Raw genomic sequence first — 18,639 nt, 5'->3', positions numbered from 1 at the left:
GTCGCCGTCCTCTCCGAGGTCGGCGCGGGGAAAGCTTTGCTTTTTCGGTCTGCCGAGTTCGGAGAACACGGCGACGCTCGACTCGCAACCGGGTCGCCGTTCAAATTCGGAAGCACTTGCTACTGCCCGAATGCCGGGTTGCGGGCTCCCGGTGCGGGGGCCAATCCGGGGGCGGCTTGGTTCTGCATCATGCCGATGGTCATGACGGCTTGCGTGAGCGCCGCGTCGAACTCTTGTTGGTTCGTCGCGTCCAGCATGGGCTGAAGAAACTGGTTGGCCATCGCCGAGACCATTCCGGTCGCTTGAGCCATCTGTTGCTGCGAGGCCTGGAAGGCTTCCTGGTTGTTTTCGAATTGTTCGGCCAACCCCTCGGCCATCGTGCCGCCTTTCTCTTTCCACTTTGTCACGAACTCCTTCGGCACCCAGCGTCCGTTGAAGGCGACCAATTCGATGACCGTCGTGCCGCCGTCCTGTTTGGGCACGGTGATCGTTCCATTGGAATCGTCGATTTGATCGACAACAATCTTGCTGGTGAATTGTTCGATCATTCCGGGCGGGGCGGATTGAACCAAAGCGTGCAGGTGGCCGCCGATCCGAGGGCCGTAATGATCGACGTACGCGGTGACCGACTGGTCGACCGCCATCTGCGAATGAAAGGCACACTGAACCAGTTCGTAAATCAAGCCACTGGCCGGATCATAAATCGGCTGGACCATCTGCATCACTTGCGGCGGCGCCATCTTCAACATCGGCGTGTTGAGGATGAACTGCTTCTTGCGGATCAGGATTTCACAGACCTTGTTGGCCACGTCCTCGATCGGTTTCTGCGTCTGGACCTGCAGTTGCACGCTCGGACGCATCGCCTCGCGGACTTCGGCACTGTCGACTTCGCGGCGAACATCCTCAGGCAACGCGTACCAGATCACTTCGGGGTGCCCGGCCAGAACCTGTGCGACGACGAAATCGACGGTCTGTTGAAGTGTTCCGTTTTCGGGAAACGCCGGCATGGGGGCAACCGCCGGCACAGCGGGCGCAAAGTCGTGTTGGTTGTCGGCGGATGTTGATGCCTTGGGCGTCGCGTTCATGGCCGGCTTGGCTGCGACTGGGTTTTGATTCGCCGCCTCGTACAACTCCTTGGCTCGGTTGCGACTGGCGTCGCTCAACCGATCGATGGGGACCGTTTTGGTCGAACCGTCGGCCAGCCGCAACACGACCGACCGGCCCTCAACGCCCACGTATTCGGCATCGATTTGGAACTGTCCGGTGTTGTCCGTCCAGGTTTCCGCGTTGAGGTGTTGTGGGATCGCCAACAGGAACAGCGGCAATGCGAACAGCAAAGGAAGGGAACGCTTCATGGTGAGTCGCTAAGTTAGGAGAGCTGAATCGGCAGGATCGCAAACCACGCGGAATGCCAGGACCAGAGTGACAGGCCGGGTGGAGCTACGAACGGGGCGCCATTATAGGAGAATCAGCGTGCGGGGGGCTGGACGGCGTTTATTGATGCCTCGTTCCCGGGGCTCCGCCTGGGAACGGGAATTCCCGAGGCTCCGCCTCGCGTTGCAAACGCTTTGTGTGGCTGGAGCCACATCTGCACGGGCGTTCCCAGGCGGAGCCTTGGAACGAGGCAAGGGCTGGGGATGAGGGGGCCAGCATGGGCAAGCTTCACATCGGTTGACGCGCACAAACGCCATTGATTTCGTGGTGCGATGAGTGCCGGATCACGTCGCTTCAGCGAATCACCACTTCAGATACCGTAGCGGTCGCGGAAGCAATTGCGGTGCGTTCGCGCCAGTTCGCCTTGGGCGGCCCTGCCGGCCGCGTCGGCACTGATCGCGATCTGTTCGAGCAATTCCGCAAAGGCGAGCATGGGTTCGGCGCCCATGTCCCACCCCGCGCGGACCCACAACTCGTGAGCCTTCGCCGGTGTGGCTTGTCGAGCGAGCGATGCAAAATGTTCACGGATTTGATCGCGTCGTTCACTCGCACACGCGATGCCTAGCCGTTGGAAATAATCCTTTTCGATCGGATCAGACGGCTGGTAGTCGAGCTTCATCAGTCGCGCGGCGGCGAACTTTTGGCCTTCGCCGCTAAACCCATGCGTCCGCACCCGCACGGTCTGGTCGGTGAAAATGGAACAATCCAGTCCGCGACGGTAATGTTCAATCGCCGCGGCGAGACGACCAGATCGCTCTTCGCTATACCCCAGCAAGTCCCAGCCCCATCCCAAATCCGGTGCGATTTCGATCGCGCGACGACAATGCCGATCGACGGCGTCCCAGTCCTGTTGGTTCAGGACTTGTTCGTGCGAGACGTCAGGGGCAACGAGGTTGCCGATCCATTTTGGATCCATCAGCTGGTTGTCAAACAGGGCGCGTTGGACTTGTTCGGCATCGTTGATGTTCAAGGTGCGAGCGGCGTCATCGTCAAGCAGAGGATTCTCAAGCGCGTCGATCACCAGCTGGCACAAGACCGCGGGTTGGCTGAGACCGCGACGGACCATTTCATCGGCCAACTCCGCCCCACGCAACGGTTCCAGCTCGTGCACCGATCGATGTTCCAGTCGGGAAAGCGCCCATTGGTTCAGTTTTTGGCAGGACCGGTCATTATCGTCGACCGCAGATCCCGCGGAGATCGCGTGGTCGCGACGGCTGCCGGGAAGCCGGTGCCGCACATGATCGAAGTAGATCGCTTCGGCCAACGAATTCCCCCACGGGATCCAGTCGCCTCCGCCGTGATACCAGTGAACGACCTGCGTCGCGGTATTGTCGGCGGCCATGCGGATGCACAGCCAATCGCCCATCGTGTTGGTCAGGATCGGCAGAAAGTCACACGGCATCAGCGCCGGCCAGATCGCCGAGGGCGCGTCGTCGATCAGATCGGCGGGCGTGATCGCCGATGCGAATCGGTTTCCACCGCTGCCTTCGGCAAAACGCCAGATTTCTTCGTCGAACCATCGCGTGAGGTCGTCGGAAAGGACGCATCGAAACCTCGCTTGGATCTGGTCGGTCCAAGATCCCGAGGCGGCGGATGGTTGGGAAGGCTGTGGCAAGGTTAGCGAATCAAACTCATGTAAAAGCTGAACACACGCTCGTCATCAAAGTCGGACTTGTTGACCGGATAGGCGAAGTCGAACGCGAGCGGGGCCGGCCCGAGTGCCGGGATCGCGACACGCAATCCCAAACCGGGGGCGACACGAAACGAGTCGGAATCCAGTTTAACACTGCTTTCGACGGTACCAAAGTCACAAAATGCGACTCCGCGGAAGGCATCGTCGGCGGTGATCGGGAACATGTATTCGACAGAATTGAGGAACTGAAACTCACCGCCGACACCAATGAAGGGATTTCCGCCCGTACCGCCCACCACGGGGCCTGCACCGCGAAAATCAAAGCCTCGCAGCGTCGCATAACCGCCGGCGAAGAAGTTTTCAAAGATCGGCGTGTCGTTTCCGCTGAAGCCGATTTGCGTGCTGTATGAAAACGTCTGTTTCCCGCTGCCGTCCGCTCGCGACGCCAGCAACCAGTACTTGCGGTATTCCACTTCGATTCGCGAGTAGTCGTAATCGCCGAACGTCTCTTCGAATTGAAATTGAAAGTAGTGTCCCTGGCTGGGCTGGATCGGGCTGTCGCGGGTGTTGTGCGTCAACGTGATGCTGCCGCTGTACAGTTCGTTGTCACCTTCGGCATCGGCCAGTTCTTGGTACTCGGCCGCATCGCCGGGGGACAAGATGCCGGTGTTGAGTGCACGAATGTTGCTCAGGTCGACGTTTTGGCCGCTGATTCCGACCGCCAGTGACAGGTCGGGCGTGATTCGGTAGCCGAGCGAAAACCGACCGCCGAGACGATTTTCGTCCCAGTCGTCATAGCGTCGGTCGTACAGGAAACCGCTGGCGGAAAAACTGATCGGCAGGTAACCGAACAGGTTCGGGTCGGCGAATTGGACACTGTAACGATCGAAGTCGCTGCCCGGTGCCGCTTCCAGCCGAAACGTTTGTCCGGCACCGCGAAACGCCGTCCCGCCGAACAGGTCGCGGAACGACCGCGGCCAACGCATGATGTCAAAGTTGCGTTCGTCGATCGTGATCTGACCCGTGACGCCCGCGTCACTGTTGACCGCACCGCCGAACATGATCCGTCCGGTCCGCGCGGGGAAACCGTTGACGATCAAGTCCGCGACGCGAACGTTGGGCGTGTACACCGGATCGGTGCCGATCGGTGGGAACGCCGTGCCGCTGCCGGGCACCGATTGACCGGGCATCAGCGTTTGTTGTCGCGGCCCGAATTGGGTCGGCGGAAACGAGGTCTGCTGGACAGGTTGCCCGGTGGCGGTGGCTTGCGGCGGAGCGACTTGTGGCGTTCCAGCGTACGCTTGTTGTGGTGCTGCGTACGCTTGTTGTGGTGCTGCGTACCCCGGTGGTTGTGTCGCGTACGCCTGTTGCGTGGGCGTGTAGGTTCCCGCAGCGGCGCTGGTTCCGTACGGGTTGTACTGCGCCGCCGCCGGTGACGCGCTGATCAGCAGGATGCCGGCGAGCACCGTCAACCGCGCCGCCACGGCACGCATCATCGGAACGTTGATGACGGCTCGTGGGGCCAATCGTTTCGGCAAATCGTTCGATTCCATTCGGGGTGATTCGCTTGCGGGTGTCGGTGTAGGTCGTGAAAGGATGCCGTCGGGTTCAGGGTGGAAAGACCGTTTCATCAAAACGCATCCTCCCGCGGGTCGACGATGATGTCCGGTGGGTCGGCGATTTGCGGATTCGTTTCCAACAACTGGCTGTTGGACATGCGTCGACGACCGATTTCCAGCAGTCGGCGGTCGATGAAGTCTCCTTCGCGCATTTCCAACATGTTCAACATCACGGTTTCACGCATCAGGTGCGGTTCGCCTTCGATGTTGACGCGGATCTCACCGATCTTCCAGCGGTCGCCTTCTTCGATCTGGTAAACCAAGTCGACCGTGTTCTCTTCGTCACGCATCACCGTCTTGGGTTGGACGTCGGCGTAGATGAATCCCAGTTCGCCGTAGCCATAGACGATCTCGCCGACGTCGCGTTTCAAGATCGTGCCGTCGAACATGTCACCGGCCTTCAGTTCCAAACGTTGACGCAGCGAATCTTCGGTGACGAACTGGTTGCCGATCAATTGCACGCTGTTGATTTTGAAGCGGTTGCCTTCGTTGACCACAAAGGTCACGTCGATCCACTTGCCGTTTTCGCTGTACGAGATCCGGCGGCCGACCGTCGCGGTCAGGTAGCCCAGGTTGTGATAGGTCGCCGCCAGGATATCGACGTCGCGATCGATCTTGGCCATGTCGGCGACGTTGAAGGTGTAGTAGCCGAGTTTGAGAAACGGGCCGCGGCTTTTGATCAGCTTCTTCAGCCGGGCCTCGCTCAGCAACGTGTTGCCGATCACGCGGATGCTGTTGATGCGTTCCAGGGGACCTTCGTTGATCCGAAAGATCACCATGCCCGGTTTGTCCTGGTAGCCGATGGTCGACGTGATTGCGACTTGGTTGAAGCCTTCGCCTTTGTAGTAATCGATCAGACGCCGGCGGGCCGATTCGACCGAGAACTCGCTGAGTGGATCTTTGACCTCCAATCCGGCACGGCCCTTCAGATCGCGGTTGTTAACTCCCCTGTTGCCGAAAAAGACGACATCGGTGATCAGCGGGCGTTCATGGACGATGAACGAGACATTGACCCCGGCGTCGGTCTCCTCGGTTTTGAACGTGACGTGGTCGAACGAACGCATTTCGTTCAGCCGGTGGACGTCGCCGAGCAGAACTTCGCGGCTGAAAAAACGCCCCTTCTTGGTCTGCATTTTCTGCAGGATTTCGTGTTCGCTGAGCGTCCGGTTGCCGACGATTCGGACGCTGCTGACGACCTTGTCGCCGTGCTCGCGGCCGATCGGCAAGGCGTCTTGGTTGTGGATGTGGTCGCGGAACTTGGGGCGTTCAGCCGGACCGGTCGGGCCGCCGCTCTGTGGGCCTCCGCCGCCGCCCATGCCACCCATGCCACCGCCCATCTGAGCCGCGGCGGGCATCGAAAACGCCAATCCGGCGATCAAAACGAGGATCAAGGGCGCCGCCGCAATCGGTGCGGACTGGCCGGCCCGATGGTCTCTCTGATGGCGTCCGTGCGTAGTGAATCGTTGTGTCATAAGACGAAAGCAAACCGTTCGACGAGGAAAACGCGATCCATCCGTGGAGCGTCATGGGGCCACCACACGGATCGTCACCGTTCGCGTGATGGATGGCTTGAAAGGGTGGTACCAATGTCGCGAGTACCGCGACAAGGCAGATTCCCCCGGCAACTTGCGTGAATCTGATAGGAATTTGCGCAAACTGTTGCGACAAAAAGTGTCGATTGATCGTCGACTCACAGCAGACATCGGGCGGCGAAACACGAGCGACATCAGCCGATTCGCGCAAGCGTTCGGGCCCCAGCGTCTATTGGAGGCCCATAGGCTGGCGCCAAACGGCTGATCCCAAGAGTGTTATGCGGAATCGAAAACGCCAAAATTCTGCGGACGAAAACGCGAACAAATCGAACGATTATGCGCAGCCCAGGCTCCGCCTTTGGTTCCTCGCGGTGGGTGTGGCGGGAGCCACACTCGAACCAGCGTCCCCAGACGGAGCCCGGGAACGAGATAAACTCAGAGATGAACAGCCGAGTGAACTCACGAAGGGAGCTGTGAAAGTGGCGACATCGGACGTGATTTTGTTTACCAGCCCGAAAGCGGGCAGCGGCGCGGCACGCGAACAGCTTCCCCGGTTGGCCGAAATGCTGGCCGCCGCCGGGATCAAATGCCAGAGCATCGCGTGCTCCCATACGCTGCATTCCCTGGTGGCCGGCCGTCGTGAAACCGGTGTTTCACAGCCGACCGTGATCGCCGCCGGTGGTGACGGAACCATCAGCCTGGTCGCATCGCACACGTTTCCCGACACGCCGCTGCTGCCGATGCCGATGGGGACCGAGAACCTGCTGGCGAGATACCTGGGTCAATCCAACTCGGCCGAAGCGATCTTGGAAACACTGACCACCGGACGCACAATCCGATTCGATGCCGGACAAGCCAACGGGCGATTGTTCTTGATCCTGGCCACGGCCGGGTTCGATGCCGAAGTCGTCCGCCGCTTGCATCTGCGCCGCAAGGGACACATCCGACGACTCAGCTACCTGAAACCGATCTGGCAAACCTGTCGGGCCTATCGCTTTCCGCTGCTGAGCGTCACCGCGTTGGACGACGCGGGAGAGATTATCCACCAGCGCCAGGTCGGATGGGCGATGACGTTCAATCTGCCCTGTTATGCCGCGGGGCTGCGCATTCATCCGGCGGCACTCGGAGACGATGGGACGTTGGACCTGATCACCTTCGCCGGTCGCGGGCTGATCCGCGGATTGGGGTACCTGCTCGGCGCCGCATCCGGTCTGCACCGACGCTTCGCCGGTGTCGAGCATCGCCAGGTGACCCGCCTGCGAATCGAATCCGACCAGCGCGTCGCCTATGAACTAGACGGAGACTACGCCGGACGACTGCCACTGGAAATCAAGGTCTTGCCCCGCCGGGTGACGTTGTTGGTTCCGAGTTCCAAGTTTCAGGTTTCAAGTCAAGACGAGAACGTTTCCTAGCTCGTTCCAGGGCTCCGCCTTGGAACGCACTGCAAACAAGTGTGACATCAGCCGATTCGCGCAAGCGTTCGGGCCCCAGCGTCGACGAAGGCCCGTAGGCTGGCGCCCAATGCCACCTACTCGATGAGCCGACGGCGCTAGCCGCGGGCCTTGGATTGCCCTTCGAGCCCCGTAAGGCCCGAGGCTAGCGCCGACGGCTCAGTTTGTGATCGAAAGCAGCCTAGGCGGAGCCTACGGAAATCCCCGTTCCCAGGCGGAGCCCGGGAACGAGGTCTGAAACCTGAAACTTAAACAAACCGCCCGTGCAAAAACCAATCCCCCGTCTTTAACTCGCGAAACACCCACCAGACCTTTCCGGTTTCCGTTTCAACGCGGTAGTAATCGCGGCGGATGGTCGGACCGTCCCACCAGCCGGTTTCGATCCGTTCGGGGCCCCAGAACTCGGCGACTCGATGCAGTTGCCCTTCGACGCGGAAAGTTGGCAGGTCTCGGGGCGGGTTTGCTGCGTCGGGGGATGTCGCGGCGACGACGGTCAAGGGAATGGGCTTGCGCAACAGTTGCATTGGGCGGCGGCGGGCGTCCTCACGCCGAGGCGGGTGAGAGCCGGAACGGTGGCGGGCGGGCGGTGACGATGCGGGCTGTTTGGCCGGCAAACGTCGCAGCGCTTGGCGAGTGCGGTGGTCGGTCAGTGAATAGGTCCGAAAGGCCTTCTCCGGCAACGGGTTCTCGCTCAATCGGACCCCCAAAACCGCCTCACGTCCCAGGCGACCGGTCAGGGTGTCGACCAGTCGAGCCAGGGAGCGATCGGAGACCGAGTCGTTGTCCAGGGCCAAGGCATCTTCGGCAAACAAGGCGTTTTGTTGTGTCCTGAGCGGGCCGCTGCTGAGCACCGACAACGTGATCTTGATGATCGGTGCTTGAATCCGCAACGATTCCAGGCTGGAATGGATCAGACCGTGCAGGTGTTCGGCGTCTTGCGTCGGTGCGAACATGCCGATCACCGTGGTCAGTGGCGAGCGGTCGACCAGTTCCATCCGGCAAGCCACACGCAGCGCCCCGCGTTGGCCGGCCGCCAGACTGGCCACGATGTCTTCGGTCAAGCGTCCCACACGATCCATCACGATCTCTCGATCTTCGGTCGGATACTCCAGGTCATGGCTGCTGTGGTGTTGTTGTTCGGCATGATGGATTTCCAACGGCACCTCGACTTCGCCCAACACCTCGGCGATGCGTTTGACGATGCCGTCGCCCAAGCGTCGGGCCAGTCCGCCGCGCGGCAGACGCAGCAGTTGCCCGATGGTTTCGATCCCCAGTCGGTCCAGCGTGTATTTGGTTTCCGTTTCGATCCGCAGCGCGTTGACCGACAGGTCATGTAAATCATCCGCACCGCGAACGGAGATGAATGTGTCGCGGGGGTGGTAATGGGCCAGCGCCCACGCGGCGGCGGCATGATCGGCGATCGCCAATTCGCCGACCAATCCGAATTCGGCCAACGTGCGACGGGTCGCCTCCAGGATTCCGGCTTCGTCATCAAACAGATGCGTCACCCCCGACAGATCGCAGAACAGCGTGTCGCTTTCGAGCAAGACTTGTCCGGCCCAAGGTCGTTTGTCCAGCGACTCGATGGCGACCAGGGGGCTGATCCGGTGTTGCAGTGCGTCGGCGATTCGGTCCAGCGCGATCGAATCGGCGATCGGGTCATGCTCGATGCTGATCGGTGTCACACCGGCGGCACTGGCAAGCTCCGTCGCCTGGGCGATCGCGATTCCGGGGCGAACACCCATCCGCCGCGCCGCGCCGCAGCAGGCAACAACCAACCGGCCGCGGCGGTGATCGTTTTTCCAAAGGATCAGCGGCCTGTTATTTTGCGGCCGTTTTTTTTGCAGCGTGGGGGACTGCGACTCAGCCTGCGGGCGGTTCGAGCGATCGCTAGGAAGCGGTTCGGGCGTCTCGTCGCGATGCCACTCGCTTCGCAATCGCTGGATGGGCCAGTTGCGAAGCCAGATGCTCAGCAGCCGTTTCATGCCGTGGGGTCTGTGGGGCGGTGGTGGAAAGCGGACGGAGTGTTGCGGCGTCGGTGATCTGCAGTTGGAGCTGCTTGCCGGCGACACCGCCACGGACGCGGTCGAGTGTGATCGACAGGACTTCGAAATCACGCCAGCGGTGCGTCGGTCGGCGCTTCGTCGCACGTTGCGCTGTGTCGCGCTGTTGTTGCGACACATAAAACTGGACCTCGGCGAAACTGGGTTTTCCACGCGTGGCAAATCCGCGCACGAACAAGCCCGGGGTTCGACCGGCTTCGGCCGCCAGTTGCAAACGTCGGGCGTCGCGATCGTCGACCTGCATGGGCAGGGAAGCCCAGACCGCTGCGGCGGCACCCGAGCGGAGCGATTGGTCGATCGCCCAAATCGCATCGGCACCGCTCCGCGGCCGCAGCAAGATCATGCGTTGATGTGGCACGCCCAACGAGACCGCCGCCGGTGGATAAAACGTGCCACTGCAATCCACGATCACCAGCGGTCGCGCAGGGATTTGACGCAATCGACTGGCGGCGGCCGACATCGCCAGCGATCCGGCGGCGACACCGTCGTGGGCGGCAATCCATTCGGTCAGGGTAGAAGGGTGCAAGCCACCGCTCGGCAACCAACGATCCAACGATTCGCAGCCGGTTGAAAATCCAACCCCGTCGTCCCGCCGCGCCGTGCTGATGCAGCCGACCTTGGCCCGCAAGGATTTCAGGATCGAGGCTCGATCGGGTGGAGCAGGGGCCGGAAGATCCTGGGCCCGTAGGCTAGCGCCAGACGGCTGAGGTTCGTTCGAGATCCGCCGATTTGACGCCGGGGGACACACAGCAGCGGGCGGCTTGACCGCCGGGGGCTCCATGAAGGAAAAAAATTGCTGCTGATTGGCCATGACGATTCATCTTGAACGAAATGGAGGCAGGGAAAGAAAGTTGCGGCCCGCATCCAATGCCAGCATAACTAATGCTAGCATTTCGGGCTCGATTTTTAGTGGTTGCCGTTTCGCTGGCAATTCACCGGCAGTTCACTGGACATATGGCACTTCACGGGACATGGGGAACATGGCGCGAATTCGATGGTTTTTGATCATTTCCGGCGTGTTGGTGCTGATGATCTTTTCGCTCTCCAACACCCAGCGTGTGTTGCTGCAAATGCCGCTGGTGTTCCACGTCGAAGTCCCGTTGGCGATGCTGTTGGCGATTTCGGGGCTGATCGGATTTATGGTCGGCGCCCTGTGGACGGCTTGGATGCTGCATCGAAAAAAGGAGCGGTTGGGCAAGACAGGGAAAAAGGACGGCCAGGACGGCGGGGCAGTCGACGGAGGTTGAGGGGGCGGTTTTTCCCTCGTTCCCAGGCTCTGCCTGGGAACGCGATGCCCATCCTCCTCGTTCCCAGGCTCCGCCTGGGAACGCAATGCCCGTGTGGCTCCTGCCACACACACCAATCCGCCAGCGCGAGACGAGCCTCCGGTTCGGTGTGTTCCCAGGCGGAGCCTGGGAACAAGTGGATCGCCCCCCTTTCAGGCAGGGTTGCTGTTTGCGACCGTTCACCCCTTCACTTTCCCCGTCGAGCGGCCATTTGTTGGCGTCGTTGGGCGACCAGTTGGTAGCGGAGCAGGACCAGGCGGGCCAAATCGCCCATGCGGTGCAGGCCGTCGTCGGCGGGGGCCGAATCGGCGACCGCGGTTCTGGTGGCGCGGGGACGGGAAACCGCGGGATTGGCGGCAATCGGGCTGGCGGCAATCGGGCTGGCGGCCAGGGGAGCCGGATTGGGGGCCACGGCGACGTTGGGGGCCACAGCGACGTTGGGGGCCAGCGTGCAGGTGTCAAAAAGCATCATTTGGGTCATGGCAATAGGCTCCGGCGAAACAGTCCAAACACGTCTCGAATGAGCGATGTCTCATTCGTTGGCTGAATCATCGAGAGCGTCATGACACGTCCGGTCACGCCCGAGGTGACTCTGTGCGAATCGACAAGAATCGTCTAGAATCGGGGGACTGAAACAATCATCCCCCCCCTTCTGAGAAGGCCTGATCAGCATGGCAGCCGCCGAAGACGAAATCGATTTCAAAATTTCACCGGACGACCAGGACGAGCACAGTTTCGTCTCCATTTGGAACATCGCCTCGGCGACCTGTGACGGCCAGTTAGTCGAGACGCGCGCCCTGGCGTCCAAGCTGTTGAATTTCCTGTGCAAGCGTGATTGCGACTTCGTCGTTTGCAGCTCGGCCAACATCGAGTACCTGGACGAAAAATTCGAATCCGACAACAAAATCCTGTACGACTGGAAACCCGAGAGCGAGCACGTCGACATCATCGCCCAGCACGCCGAGGTGCCCGGCAAGGCATTCATGTCGTTCTTGAAGACGCACAAATTCAACCCCGAGACGAAGTACAACCCGCGTCGTGCGGACCGTGTCGAGTGGTTCAACGAACGTTGGTGCATCGGCTAGCGGTGGGGGATATGGTCATTGACGCTCGCATGGACTCTCGGCGCAACCACCGATGTCGTCCCCGCGTCGCCGCAGTGGTGTGCGTCGCCGGGCTGGTTGCTGCGGCGTCTTTGATCGGCGCGGCCAACCGCGTGGCCGCACAGGTTCCTATTGCTACCGATCAGGTTCCTGCTCCGCAGTCAGCGACAGACTCGGTCGGCAATCGATCGACCGAGTCGCCTGCGCCCCCCGCCGGCGATGCGGGGGAAACAAATGCGGGTGAAACCGTCGTCGACCAGCCGGCCACGGGCCAACCTTCACGGACGCGTTCCGGCGAACGAACGCTTCAGTACTGGGCCAGTCAACTGTCCCATGAACGCTATTTGCGTCGCCAATCTGCCCGGCGGCACCTGATCGATGGCGGTCTGGAATCAATCCCTGTCCTGCGCGACATGCTGGATGCCGGTGATTTGGAAACGGTTGAAAACGTCATTTCGATCTTGGCAAAGGTCGCCGAAGACGAACCGCCGTGGCAGAAGGACGGAGCGCTTGCGACGTTGGAATCGATCGCCGAGACCAGCTTCGGCACCAAAGCCACCTTGGCCGAATCGACGCTGCAGTCGTTTGCCGAGACGCGCGGCCGCGAAGCCAGGGTTCAGCTGGCCGACGCCGGAATCTTTGTCGGCACCGAAACCGTCGCGTTGGCCTCGCGCAGCAGCCCCCGCGAGATCGTTCGAATCGACTCACAATTCAACGGAGACCGCGATGTCCTGGCGTGGTTGCGTTGGATCCGCGAGATCGATTTCGTGGTCATCGAAGCGACCGAGGCGACGTCGGACATTTTGGGCGCGGTGATGAAGATGCCTGATCTGGCGACATTGGTGATCGTTGATTGCCAGCTCACGCCGGGGGCAGTCCAGGCGATGCAAACACGGGCCCGGTTGGATACGATCGAACTGCGCTACGTTCGCTTGAACGAAGACCTGTTGACCGAACTGAGCCAAGTGAGATTGCGCGACGCGCTTCATCTGATGGGGACGGGAGTTTCCGAGCAGCGCGCCGAACGCTTGCGGGTCGAAATGCCGGGATTGGAAATCACACTTCGCCGAGGCGGGTTCTTGGGAGTGATGTGTCAAACGACGCTGCAAGACACCTGCGAAGTCAGCCAAGTCACACCGGGTAGCGGTGCGGCAGACGCCGGGTTGCAGGCCGGCGACGTGGTCATTCGAATCGACGACGTCAAAATCACTCGTTTCGATGATCTGCAACGGCAAATCAACACGCACATTCCCGGCGACGAAATCGCCATCCGCTATCGTCGAGGCGAAGCTGTGTTTGACACGACCGCAACGCTGAAGAAACAGCGCACCCCCTGACGCCCACATCCCCTGACGCCCCCCCTCGATCGCGAACCTTGTCGACTGAGACTCCGCCACATCACGACGATTGGCAGCGGACGCGCTGGCGAAGCGAGCTGCGACGTAAACTGCTGGATTGGTTCTCCGTCCACGCGCGCGTGTTGCCGTGGCGCAGCGATCCGACGCCCTATCACGTCTGGGTCAGCGAGATCATGTTGCAACAGACCCAGGTGGCGACGGTCCTGCCGTACTATCAACGTTGGATGGAATCCTTTCCCTCCGTCGCCGAGTTGGCCGCGGCGGAAGAATCCGAATTGATGCGGCACTGGGAAGGCCTGGGCTATTACCGCCGGGTGCGTTCGATGCATGCGGCGGCGAAAAAGATCATGACCGATCACGACGGCCGATTTCCCGTGGACTACGATCAAGTCCTGGCGCTGCCGGGCGTGGGGCGTTACACCGCCGGAGCGGTGTTGTCGATCTCCTCCGACGCCAAACTTCCGGTGCTCGAGGGCAACACGCAGCGCGTTTACAGCCGCTGGATTGCGTTGCGCACCTCGCCAACGGAAAACGCCGCCAACAAACTGTTGTGGGAACTCGCGACACGGATGTTACCGCGCCGCGGCAGCGGGCAATTCAACCAGGCGGCGATGGAACTGGGCGCGCTGGTCTGTCTGCCCAAACAACCTAAATGCGATGAATGTCCGGTCAAAAGCCATTGCCGGACCGCCGAACTTCAATTGCAGTCCGAAATCCCGGGCAAAATTAAACGGATCAAGTACGAAGACCGAACGGAATTCGCGCTGATCCTCGCCCGCCAGTCACGTGGCACGACGCAGTACTTGGCCCGGCCGTTGCCTGACGGAGGACGCTGGGCCGGCCTGTGGGATTTTCCGCGTTGCACCGACGCGACGACCGAATCGGTCGACGCGGCGGCCGGTTGGCTTTCCGATCAATTGGGCGCGAAAATTGCCCCCGGAGTTCGTCTGCAAACGCTTCGTCATGCGGTGACAAAGTATCGCATTTCGCTGCACGTCCACCAGGCGTCGTTTTCGGCCGCCGCCGCCGCGACCAGGCGAAAGCCGCCGGAGCCGTGGCAATGGGTCTCACTTGACCAGATCCGCACACTGCCGTTGAGCGTCACGGGACGAAAAATTGCCAAATTCCTGGTCGATGACCCACAACCCATTTTGCCGCTTGAATAAAGTTGAACGCTAAATCAACCGATCGTCCGTTCCAATCGTTAACGCCCTCCCTTTTGCCCACCATCATCATGCGTCATTTGATTCGACCTTCACTGCGAACGCTCCTTCCACTGGCCCCCATTTGTCTGGCCGCAACCGGCCTGCTGTCGATCGCTTCTGCCGAACCATCGGAAAATACTGATTCGGCAGCTCCATCAGCGACGGTGACTCTCGGCCAAGACGATTCGTTGCTGACCGGAATTCCTGGCAACGGCGAGCTCACTCTCGAAGAGGTCAAGAGCTGGCTGAGCCGACCGGAGCAACACGTCGAATTGTCGATCACCCTGCCCAAGGGGCTCGACGCCGCCAAAGGGAATCTGTTCATCCCCGCCGATAACCCGATGACGCGAGCGAAGATCGAACTTGGCCGCCAACTTTACTTTGATCCACGACTTTCCAACGACAACACGATCTCTTGCGCTTCGTGCCATGACCCCGCGCAAGGTTACGGCGCCCAGACCCAATTCGGTGTGGGCGTGCGTGGACAAGAAGGCGGCCGCAATTCACCGGTCGCGTACAACCGCATCGTCAGCAACGCGCAGTTTTGGGATGGACGCGCCGCCACGCTGGAAGACCAAGCGGTCGGCCCGATCGCGAACCCGATCGAAATGGGCAACAGCCACGAAACCTGTGTCGCCGATTTGGCAGCCAACCCGATCTACAAACTGCAATTCGAAAAGCTGTTCGACGATGGCATCACGATCGACAACGTCGGAAAAGCGATCGCGACCTTCGAACGAGCCCTGGTGACCGGACCGGCACCGTACGATTTCCAAAACGATCTGGACACGTTTGAGAAACTGTTCGCCGACGACTTGGAGTACTTGGACGAAGAACCGGAATTGAAAGAAAAGTACGACGCATTGAAAGCCGCCATCGCCTCGCATCCGATGAGCGAATCGGCCAAGCGCGGCATGAAGTTGTTCGCCGGAAAAGCAAACTGTGCGACCTGCCACGCCGGAGCCAATTTCACCGACGAGCAGTACCATAACCTTGGCGTCGGCATGGAAGCTGGCGAGCCCGATCTGGGACGCTACGAAGTCACGAAGCAGGAAAAGGACAAGGGAGCCTTCAAGACGCCGACGCTGCGCAACATCGCACTGTCAGCACCCTACATGCATGACGGCAGCCAGAAGACGCTTGCCGAAGTCGTCGACTGGTACGACAAGGGCGGACACAAGAACCCTTGGTTGAGCGACAAGATGAAGGTGTTGAATCTGACCGATCAAGAGAAAGCCGATCTGGTCGCGTTTATGAAAGAAGGGCTGACCGGTTCGTTTCCCAAGATCCAAACCGGTCGATTGCCCGAGTAGGTTGCCCGTAGACTAGCGTCCAATGCACCTACTTTCGATCACAGACTGAGCCGTAGGCGCTAGTCTCGGGCCTCACTTTCGATCACAGACTGAGCCGTAGGCGCTAGTCTCGGGCCTCACTTTCGATCACAGACTGAGCCGTAGGCGCTAGCCTCGGGCCTCACAGGTGTCGAAAAGCAATTCGAGGCCCGCGGCTAGCGCCGTCGGCTCATGGGGTAGGTGGCATTGGGCTCGCGTCATAGGGCTGATCAAACCGACACGCCGTTGACCGGTTCATTTCACCAGGTCAGCAGACCGCTGGAATCGTCGTCTTCTTCCCAGTGGCGTCGGACTTCACGCAACCCATAGGCGCACATTTCAAAGTGTTCGCTCATGCGCTGGATCAATTCCGACGACGGGCGGTCGGCACCGCCGTCGATTTCCGCGGCGATCGCGTAAGCGCGTTTGCCTTGGCGGCAGTAATCGATCAACTGATCCGGTGAGTTGCCACGGTTCTTTTTCGCCGCCAAGCTTTCCGGGTACATGCCCGACCAGAACAAGGTGAAGTCACCGACATGTCGATAGACTTCACGTTTGGCCAAACCGATTCGACGTTCGGCTTCACAGATCATTTGGACGACGTGCTTGGTTCGCATGCCATCGCTTTGGCGTAACCAATAGAGCGAATCGACGCGGACGAATCGCAACATCAGGTCGCTGACGTAATCGACCAGTTGGACGTCGGCCACACCGAGTTTGGTGTGAAAGATGAACTCGCTGATGCCACGAAAGAACCGTTCGATCGTCGATCCGTCGAGTTCATCGCCCCCGTGATCGTCCCCGTTGCGTTCGCCGTTGTCGGGACTGTCAGCCCCGTGACCGGAATGTGACGTCATATTCAATCTCCCGAAATAGAACAGTGCGAAGGACCCGTTTTCGCGATGTCGTCTTTCGACAGCTAGCGGCAATGCGTTGATGCCGTCAAGACTGATTTAGCATAGTCAAAAATCAGTCTTTCGCACGCAGACTTCCCCACCAATCCGGATTTGGTTGCCAATCGGCCTCCAGAATGCGGGAATGGAAATCCTCCAACCGCTGTTTCATTTGCGTCTGTTTTTCCAGGTAGTAGCGCTGGGTGGTTTCCGGATCGTAGCGCGGGTCCGGTTCCGGGCGTTTCGCCTCCACTTCGGTCAACCAAGTGTCCAGTTGCTGCCACATCGCCGCGGCGCGTGCCGGCTGGGTTCGCGACACATCGCTTTGTTCGCCCGGGTCGCTGGCCAAGTGATACAATTCGTCGCGTCCGTCTTCGTAGTAATGAATCAGTTTCCAATCATCCTGGCGGATGATCGCATGTGGTTCTCCGCCTTGATTGCCGTAGTGGGGATAGTGCCAATACAACGGTCGGTCGGGGATCGTTCCACCGGTCAACAGCGGTTTTAAACTGACGCCGTCTTGGTGCTGGTTCGGTCGCAGCGGCAACCCGCACAGCTCCAGCAGCGTCGGGTACAGGTCCGCGCCGGTGACCGGTGTCTGGTCGGATGTTCCCGCCGGCACCAGCGCCGGGTAACGGATGTAGAACGGTTCTCGAATCCCGCCTTCCCACTGCCGTCCCTTGCCGCCGCGCAAGGGCAAATTGGACGTGCAAAACGCATCGCCCGAAGAAACGCCGCCGTTGTCACTGGTGAAGACGACGATCGTGTTGTCGGTCAGTCCGTTGGCGTCGATGGCATCGAGCACCATTCCCACGGCGTCGTCGACCGTTTCCACCATCCCGGCATAGACCGGGTGATCTTGGACCTGCCGCACGGGCAAGGTTCGGTCGACGCGGAAACGTTGCTGCCCCGGGGGCAGTGGCGGAGCGAGTTCGCGGTATTTCTGCCACAGCGTTTTGCTGGTCTGGACGGGGCCATGCACGCTGTAAAACGACAACATCGCAAAGAATGGATCGCTTTTGTGATCGTTGATGTAGCGGACCGTTTCCTGCGCCAAACGGATTGGCAACGATTCACCGTCGGGGCCACTCTCGAGCACCGGATTCGTGTACGGAGCGAAGTAGCCGCCCGGTGGGCTTCCCTTGTCATGCCCCCCCTTGTTGACCTGATAGCCATGGTCGGTCGGCCAGGAACCCTTGTCGCCCAGGTGCCACTTGCCGGCAAAGAACGTGGCATAACCTCCTTCACGCAGTGCTTCGGCGATGGTCACCTGGTCGTGCGGCAACGCGTGCACATACTCGGCCGGAAGCAAGCGGTCGGGACGTTTCCAATCGAATCCTGTTTTCGCCCCGATCCAATCGGTGATCCCGTTGCGGGCGGGAAAGGTCCCCAGTTGGATGCTCGCCCGCGAAGGGCTGCACACACAACACGTCGCGTAGCCGTTTGTAAAGCGCATCCCTTGCTTTGCGATGCTGTCGATCCGCGGCGATCGATAGTACGTGCTGCCTTCACCGGACAGGTCGATCGCCCCCATGTCATCCATCAGGATCAAAACGACGTTGGGACGTCGGGGGGCGTCTTGTCGCGCGCCGGCATCCTGGGCGGTGACGGGTTGCAAACCGAAGCCTTGCGGAATCACGACAGCCGCCAGGAAGGCGATGATCGCTGTTGTGATTGATTTGCCGGGACGAGAGTGACTGGCCAAGTCAAGCCGATGGTTCATGGATGCGG

The 18,639-nt window shown here is 60.4% G+C and carries 15 protein-coding genes; 6 read left to right on the top strand and 9 right to left on the bottom strand.

Going from position 1 to position 18,639, the window contains the following annotated elements:
• Positions 1 to 119: 119 nt before the first annotated feature.
• The 4 genes from Mal15_RS09895 to Mal15_RS09880 all read right to left on the bottom strand — a co-directional run bounded on the left by Mal15_RS09895 (position 120) and on the right by Mal15_RS09880 (position 6,077).
• Positions 120 to 1,355, bottom strand: a complete 1,236-nt coding sequence (locus tag Mal15_RS09895; RefSeq protein WP_147867601.1) for an SHD1 domain-containing protein — start codon at positions 1,353 to 1,355, stop codon at positions 120 to 122.
• A 389-nt stretch (positions 1,356 to 1,744) separates the two neighbouring features.
• Positions 1,745 to 3,049 carry an SMI1/KNR4 family protein gene (locus Mal15_RS09890; protein ID WP_147867600.1) on the bottom strand — a complete coding sequence of 435 codons (1,305 nt, stop codon included), beginning with the start codon at positions 3,047 to 3,049 and terminating at the stop codon, positions 1,745 to 1,747.
• A 2-nt stretch (positions 3,050 to 3,051) separates the two neighbouring features.
• A complete protein-coding gene (locus Mal15_RS09885) occupies positions 3,052 to 4,560 on the bottom strand; it encodes a BamA/OMP85 family outer membrane protein (RefSeq protein ID WP_390623527.1) in 1,509 nt (502 codons plus the stop codon).
• Between the two features lie 137 nt (positions 4,561 to 4,697).
• The gene (locus Mal15_RS09880) at positions 4,698 to 6,077 is read right to left on the bottom strand and encodes a BamA/OMP85 family outer membrane protein (protein ID WP_233903385.1); all 1,380 of its coding nucleotides are present in this window, start codon (positions 6,075 to 6,077) and stop codon (positions 4,698 to 4,700) included.
• Positions 6,078 to 6,697: 620 nt separating this feature from the next.
• Between Mal15_RS09880 and Mal15_RS09875 the strand changes: the two genes are divergently transcribed.
• Positions 6,698 to 7,630, top strand: a complete 933-nt coding sequence (locus Mal15_RS09875; RefSeq protein WP_167546709.1) for a diacylglycerol/lipid kinase family protein — start codon at positions 6,698 to 6,700, stop codon at positions 7,628 to 7,630.
• A 287-nt stretch (positions 7,631 to 7,917) separates the two neighbouring features.
• Here the strand turns inward: Mal15_RS09875 and Mal15_RS09870 are convergent, their stop codons facing one another.
• Together Mal15_RS09870 and Mal15_RS09865 are read right to left on the bottom strand one after the other, a co-directional pair.
• Positions 7,918 to 9,654 carry a DNA polymerase Y family protein gene (locus tag Mal15_RS09870; protein ID WP_147867597.1) on the bottom strand — a complete coding sequence of 579 codons (1,737 nt, stop codon included), beginning with the start codon at positions 9,652 to 9,654 and terminating at the stop codon, positions 7,918 to 7,920.
• A complete protein-coding gene (locus Mal15_RS09865) occupies positions 9,560 to 10,258 on the bottom strand; it encodes an ImuA family protein (RefSeq protein WP_147867596.1) in 699 nt (232 codons plus the stop codon). The genes Mal15_RS09870 and Mal15_RS09865 overlap by 95 nt, the downstream gene beginning before the upstream one ends.
• Positions 10,259 to 10,712: 454 nt before the next feature.
• Here Mal15_RS09865 and Mal15_RS33995 point away from each other — a divergent pair, with 454 nt between their 5' ends.
• Entirely contained in the window at positions 10,713 to 10,979 is a 267-nt protein-coding gene (locus tag Mal15_RS33995; RefSeq protein ID WP_167546708.1) for a lipopolysaccharide assembly protein LapA domain-containing protein, read from the top strand.
• A gap of 226 nt (positions 10,980 to 11,205) precedes the next feature.
• Here Mal15_RS33995 and Mal15_RS09855 read toward each other — a convergent pair whose 3' ends face one another.
• Positions 11,206 to 11,499 (bottom strand): hypothetical protein, encoded by a 294-nt coding sequence (locus tag Mal15_RS09855; RefSeq protein WP_147867594.1) that lies wholly within the window; start codon positions 11,497 to 11,499, stop codon positions 11,206 to 11,208.
• A gap of 190 nt (positions 11,500 to 11,689) precedes the next feature.
• On the opposite strand from Mal15_RS09855, the gene Mal15_RS09850 reads away from it, so the two are divergent.
• From Mal15_RS09850 to Mal15_RS09835, 4 genes are all read left to right on the top strand, one after another.
• Entirely contained in the window at positions 11,690 to 12,103 is a 414-nt protein-coding gene (locus tag Mal15_RS09850) for a hypothetical protein (protein WP_147867593.1), read from the top strand.
• 29 nt (positions 12,104 to 12,132) lie between these two features.
• Positions 12,133 to 13,458: a PDZ domain-containing protein gene (locus Mal15_RS09845; RefSeq protein ID WP_167546707.1), complete on the top strand. Its 1,326-nt coding sequence runs from the start codon at positions 12,133 to 12,135 to the stop codon at positions 13,456 to 13,458.
• 38 nt (positions 13,459 to 13,496) lie between these two features.
• Positions 13,497 to 14,645 carry an A/G-specific adenine glycosylase gene (gene mutY / locus Mal15_RS09840; RefSeq protein ID WP_233903384.1) on the top strand — a complete coding sequence of 383 codons (1,149 nt, stop codon included), beginning with the start codon at positions 13,497 to 13,499 and terminating at the stop codon, positions 14,643 to 14,645.
• A 68-nt stretch (positions 14,646 to 14,713) separates the two neighbouring features.
• Entirely contained in the window at positions 14,714 to 15,997 is a 1,284-nt protein-coding gene (locus Mal15_RS09835; RefSeq protein ID WP_147867591.1) for a cytochrome-c peroxidase, read from the top strand.
• A 278-nt stretch (positions 15,998 to 16,275) separates the two neighbouring features.
• On the opposite strand, the gene Mal15_RS09830 is transcribed toward Mal15_RS09835, so the two are convergent.
• The gene (locus Mal15_RS09830) at positions 16,276 to 16,872 is read right to left on the bottom strand and encodes a hypothetical protein (protein ID WP_233903383.1); all 597 of its coding nucleotides are present in this window, start codon (positions 16,870 to 16,872) and stop codon (positions 16,276 to 16,278) included.
• A 112-nt stretch (positions 16,873 to 16,984) separates the two neighbouring features.
• The gene (locus tag Mal15_RS09825) at positions 16,985 to 18,631 is read right to left on the bottom strand and encodes a sulfatase (protein ID WP_147867590.1); all 1,647 of its coding nucleotides are present in this window, start codon (positions 18,629 to 18,631) and stop codon (positions 16,985 to 16,987) included.
• Positions 18,632 to 18,639 lie beyond the last annotated feature (8 nt).

Origin of the sequence: Stieleria maiorica, assembly GCF_008035925.1 — a bacterium.
GTDB classification, from domain to species: Bacteria; Planctomycetota; Planctomycetia; order Pirellulales; family Pirellulaceae; genus Stieleria; species Stieleria maiorica.
This window is presented reverse-complemented; position numbering and strand designations above follow the sequence as displayed.

Bases quoted from the DNA above. Each gene is read 5' to 3' on its own strand.
- Mal15_RS09885 (WP_390623527.1), bottom strand. From the start codon at position 4,560: ATGCGTGCCGTGGCGGCGCGGTTGACGGTGCTCGCCGGCATCCTGCTG.
- Mal15_RS09855 (WP_147867594.1), bottom strand. From the start codon at position 11,499: ATGACCCAAATGATGCTTTTTGACACCTGCACGCTGGCCCCCAACGTC.
- Mal15_RS09870 (WP_147867597.1), bottom strand. From the start codon at position 9,654: ATGAAACGGCTGCTGAGCATCTGGCTTCGCAACTGGCCCATCCAGCGA.
- Mal15_RS09830 (WP_233903383.1), bottom strand. From the start codon at position 16,872: ATGACGTCACATTCCGGTCACGGGGCTGACAGTCCCGACAACGGCGAA.
- Mal15_RS09835 (WP_147867591.1), top strand. From the start codon at position 14,714: ATGCGTCATTTGATTCGACCTTCACTGCGAACGCTCCTTCCACTGGCC.
- Mal15_RS09895 (WP_147867601.1), bottom strand. From the start codon at position 1,355: ATGAAGCGTTCCCTTCCTTTGCTGTTCGCATTGCCGCTGTTCCTGTTG.
- Mal15_RS09845 (WP_167546707.1), top strand. From the start codon at position 12,133: ATGGACTCTCGGCGCAACCACCGATGTCGTCCCCGCGTCGCCGCAGTG.
- Mal15_RS09850 (WP_147867593.1), top strand. From the start codon at position 11,690: ATGGCAGCCGCCGAAGACGAAATCGATTTCAAAATTTCACCGGACGAC.
- Mal15_RS09825 (WP_147867590.1), bottom strand. From the start codon at position 18,631: ATGAACCATCGGCTTGACTTGGCCAGTCACTCTCGTCCCGGCAAATCA.
- Mal15_RS33995 (WP_167546708.1), top strand. From the start codon at position 10,713: ATGGCGCGAATTCGATGGTTTTTGATCATTTCCGGCGTGTTGGTGCTG.